Here is a 4,284-nt window from a genome sequence, read left to right on the forward strand (position 1 = left end):
CGCGGGCGCTGTCGCCGCGGGCGTCCTCGGCGCCCTCGTCGTGGTGCGAGGAGACGGCGGCGAGCGCCGCGCGCGCGTCCGTCAGGTGCATCGGGCCGTAGCCGCCGCTGACGCTGGGCGCCCCGGCGTGGGTGTCCCACCGGGACTGGAGGTAGGAGACGCCGAGCAGGACGCTCTGCGGCACGTGGTACTCGGCGGCGGCCGACGCAAACGCCAGTTGCAGCCGACCCGAGGCGGACCCGGCGGCGGCCGGCGGCGCGGCGCCGAGCAGCGGCAGCAGCAGCGCGGCCGTGGCGAGGGCGCCGACGGCTCCGCGCGCGCGTCTGCCGGAGGTGGACGTGGGGTCGGGGGCGGGTCGTCGCAATGCGGGCTCCTGCTCCTGGAACGGACGGGCGTGGCGTGCGGGCCGGGCGTGGCTCAGTGGTACCGGCTGTCGGACGATCCGTCAATCATGCCCAGGGGGAGCGGAATTCCCTCGTCAACACGGGGGAGAGGGAGTTTCGTGACGCGGCCGCGCGGGCCTGCGCGGCGTCACCGGAGTACACCACTGGCGCCGCCGCGGACCCCGCGCTGACCCGGGAACGACGAGGGCCGCGGTGCGCCGTCTCCCGGCGCGACCGCGGCCTCTCCGTCCCCCGGGTCAGCGGGTGCCGACCGCCGCGCGCACCGCCCGGCGGGCCATCTGGCAGTCGTCGTGCAGCCGCCGCAGCAGCAGCCGCTGCTCCTCACCGGACGGCACCCCGTTCGGGTGGGCCGCGGCGGGCGCGGACGGCGCCGGGTCCTGGAGCGACCGCTGGACCGCCGTCTCGTAGGTGCGGATCTCGCGCGTCAGCACCAGCATCAGGTTGACCAGGAAGGCGTCCCGCGCGGCGGGTCCGCCGGTCTGGGCGATCTGACTGATCTGGCGCCTGGCCATCGGCGCGTCCCCGAGCAGCGCCCACAGGGTCGCCAGGTCGTAGCCCGGCAGGTACCAGCCCGCGTGCTCCCAGTCCACCAGGACAGGTCCCGCGGGCGACAGCAGCATGTTGGAGAGCAGCGCGTCCCCGTGGCAGAACTGGCCCATGCCCTGGCGTCCGGCCGCGTGGGCGATGCCGTGCAGGAGCTTCTGGAGGTCACCGAGATCGCGGTCGGTGAGCAGCCCCAGCTCGTGGTAGCGGGAGATGCGGACCGCGTAGTCCAGAGGCGCGCCGAACGTGCCCGCGGGCGGCCGCCAGGCGTTCAGCTGGCAGATCGCACCCAGCGCCGCCCTGATGTCCGCGCGCGGGGGTGACTCCAGGGGGTGACGCTGGAGCGCGGCGACCCGTCCGGGCATCCGTTCGATCACCAGCGTGCAGTTGTCCGGGTCCGCCGCGATCAGCCTCGGCACCCGCACCGGCGGGCGGTGCCGGACGAACGAGCGGTAGGCCGCTATCTCGTGCCGGATCCGCTCGGACCAGACGGGGGAGTGATCGAGTAAGCACTTGGCCACCGCGGTGCTGCGTCCGGTCGTTCCCACCAGGAGGACCGAACGGCCGCTGCGGCGCAGGACCTGCACCGGCGCGAACTCCGGGCAGATCCGCTGCACCGACGCGAGCGCGGCGCGCAACTGGGCGCCCTGGGGGCCGGACAAGTCGATTCTCCCGCTGAGCGGTTGGGTGCCGAGCCCCGGCACGCGCCGCGTCCGACCGGCCCCGAGCGCGGGGTTGGGACGGACGGCGGGGTCGAGGTAGGGGCCGCCCGCCGGACGGGGGTGCAGCGGCCTGGGTGGGGCGGACACGGAGGATGATGCTGAGTACATGGGCGAAACAGATCCCTTCGTGTGCCTGCGACGTCAACGCGCTGCCCGGCCCGGCCGTCCGGGTGCACCCTGGGGAGTGCCCCCGGGGGCGACCGGGTCGGGGTGGCGCATTCCTACCTGACACCCGGTGTCCCGTGGCACACCATCTGGCGAACCCTGGCGAACCCTGGCGAATAGTCGCCCGGCAACCCTCACCGGGCTAGTGTCAACTCAGCCGAGAACCTGGGGGCTTGACGTGAACGGACAACCCAACTCCCGCCTGGCGGACCTGTTCGGCCTGGCCGGCTGGTCCAAGGGGGAACTCGCGAGGCTGGTCAACCGGCAGGCGGCGGCCATGGGCCATCCGCAGCTGGCGACCGACACCTCCCGGGTGCGGCGCTGGATCGACATGGGGGAGATCCCCCGCGATCCGGTGCCGCGGGTGATGGCGGCTCTGTTCACCGAGCGTCTCGGCCGTGTCGTGACCATGGAGGACCTCGGTCTGGTCCGGCACGGGCGTGCGGGGAAACGGCAGAGCGGCGGGACGGTCGACCATCCCGACGACGTGTCCTGGGCGCCCGGACGGACTGCCGCGGTCCTCACCGAATTCACGGGAATGGACCTCATGCTCAACCGACGCGGCTTGGTGGGCGCGAGTGCCGCGCTCGCCGCGGGTTCCGCACTCACCAGCGCCATGTACGACTGGCTGCACACCGACCCGGCCCTCGCCGCCGACGCCCCCCGTTCCGACGATCCCCTGCACGCCGACCCCGCTGGGTTCGACCGCTACGAGGCGGCCCCCATCGGGGCGCAGGAGATCGAGGAACTGGAGCGCTCGGTCGAGGTGTTCCGGGCCTGGGACGCGGCCCGCGGCGGCGGGCTGCAGCGCAAGGCAGTCGTGGGCCAGCTCAACGAGGTGGGAGGCATCCTCTCCTACCGCCACCCCGACCATCTCCAGCGGCGCCTGTGGGGCGTCGCTGCCAACCTCGCCGTCCTCGCGGGCTGGATGTCGCACGACGTCGGCCTCGAACCCACGGCGCAGAAGTACTTCGTGATCGCCGCGCACGCCGCACGGGAGGGCGGCGACCTGCCCAGGGCGGGCGAGGCGCTCTCCCGCGCGGCCCGTCAGATGGTGCATCTGGGACGGCCCGACGAAGCCCTCGACCTGATGAAGCTCGCCAGGTCCGGAGCGGGGGACCGGGTCCTGCCGCGCACCCAGGCGATGCTCCACACCATCGAGGCCTGGGCACAGGCGTCGATGGGCAAGGGGCAGGCGATGCGCCGCACCCTCGGCCGGGCGGAGGACCTCTTCGTCGCGGACCGGGGCGACGTGCCGCCGCCGAGCTGGATGCTCAACTTCAAGGAGGAGGACCTCTACGGCATGCAGGCGCTGGCGTACCGCACGCTGGCCGAGCACGACCCGTCGGCCGCGGTGCACGCCCAGTACTACGCGGGGAAGGCGCTGGCGCTGCGGGTGGACGGGCGGCAGCGGTCGAAGATCTTCGACTATCTGTCGATGGCCTCGGCCTGCTTCATCGCCGACGACCCGGACCAGGCTGACCGGTACGCCCGGCTGGCCCTGGCGGCGATGGGCTCCAACTCCTCGCACCGGACCTGGGACCGGCTGCGCGAGATGTACCGGCTGACGTCCGCGTACTCCACGCACGCGCAGATCGGCCCGCTGCGGGAGGAGATCAGGCTGGCACTGCCGAAACAGGTGCGGGGCGCGGGCAGCGCACGGACATAGGGGGTCCGTGCGCCGTGGGAGCGGTACCGGGGCGGCGCGTCCGCCGTCCGGTGGGTCAGGGCTGTCCCGGCACCCTGGCGAAGAGGGCGCATCCGTGGTCCGCGGGTCCTGACGCGTCCTGCTCCCGGGCCAGCAGCCGTACGCAGTCCTCGGCCGTGCCCGCCGCGCTCAGCAGCGGGGCCAGGGCGAGGAGCCGGTCCGGGGTGCCGGTGGCGGTGGGGTCCGGCGCCAGTCCTGGGGTGCGCAGCAGGATCAGGTCACCCGGTTCGAGGGTGGTCTCGGTCTGCTCGTAGACGGTGTCCGCGGCCGTGCCCAGCAGGACCCCGGCCGGTGCCCGCAGCACATGCCCCGTCCCGTCGCGGAACAGCACCGGGGCGGGGTGGCCCGCCCGCGCCCAGGTGAGGGTGCGGGTCTCCGGGCGGTACCGGCCGCAGACGGCGCCCGCGAGGGCGGGGCGCAACGTGGTGTCGAGCACGTGATTGAGCAGGGTGAGGAGGTGGCCGGGTGCGGTGCCGGCCAGGGCCAGTGCGCGCAGGGCGCCCAGCAGCAGTGCGGGGCCTGAGTCGAGGGCGGTGTCAGCGGTGAGGTCGCCGACGCCGAGCAGGGTCCCGCCGTCGGGCAGGTCCAGGGTGTCCTGCCAGCAGGCCCCGATCGGGAGCCCGTCGGGGGAGGCGGCTCCGTGCACGGCCACGTCCAGCGTGCCGGGTCCGCCGGGGGAGCGGCCGGGGGCGCCCTGCCGGGGCAGCCGCTGCGGGGCGGCCGACGGGCGGGGCGCGGGGGT

General features: G+C 74.4%; 3 protein-coding genes and 1 pseudogene. 1 reads left to right on the forward strand and 3 read right to left on the reverse strand.

The window, feature by feature from the left end; genetic code table 11:
- Positions 1-364: pseudogene (locus GA0115242_RS26835) on the reverse strand (N-acetylmuramoyl-L-alanine amidase); the annotation flags it as partial.
- A gap of 276 nt (positions 365-640) precedes the next feature.
- Positions 641-1,777 (reverse strand): aminoglycoside phosphotransferase family protein, encoded by a 1,137-nt coding sequence (locus GA0115242_RS26840; RefSeq protein ID WP_093832859.1) that lies wholly within the window; start codon positions 1,775-1,777, stop codon positions 641-643.
- A 235-nt stretch (positions 1,778-2,012) separates the two neighbouring features.
- Here GA0115242_RS26840 and GA0115242_RS26845 point away from each other — a divergent pair, with 235 nt between their 5' ends.
- Positions 2,013-3,503, forward strand: a complete 1,491-nt coding sequence (locus GA0115242_RS26845; RefSeq protein WP_093832861.1) for a DNA-binding protein NsdB — start codon at positions 2,013-2,015, stop codon at positions 3,501-3,503.
- Positions 3,504-3,558: 55 nt separating this feature from the next.
- On the opposite strand, the gene GA0115242_RS26850 is transcribed toward GA0115242_RS26845, so the two are convergent.
- The coding region (locus GA0115242_RS26850) for a PP2C family protein-serine/threonine phosphatase (protein ID WP_141721760.1) at positions 3,559-4,284 on the reverse strand (726 nt) is incomplete at its 5' end.

The sequence above is a fragment of the Streptomyces sp. SolWspMP-5a-2 genome (assembly GCF_900091845.1).
Lineage (GTDB): Bacteria > Actinomycetota > Actinomycetes > Streptomycetales > Streptomycetaceae > Streptomyces > Streptomyces doudnae.

Bases quoted from the DNA above. Each gene is read 5' to 3' on its own strand.
- GA0115242_RS26840 (WP_093832859.1), bottom strand. From the start codon at position 1,777: ATGTACTCAGCATCATCCTCCGTGTCCGCCCCACCCAGGCCGCTGCAC.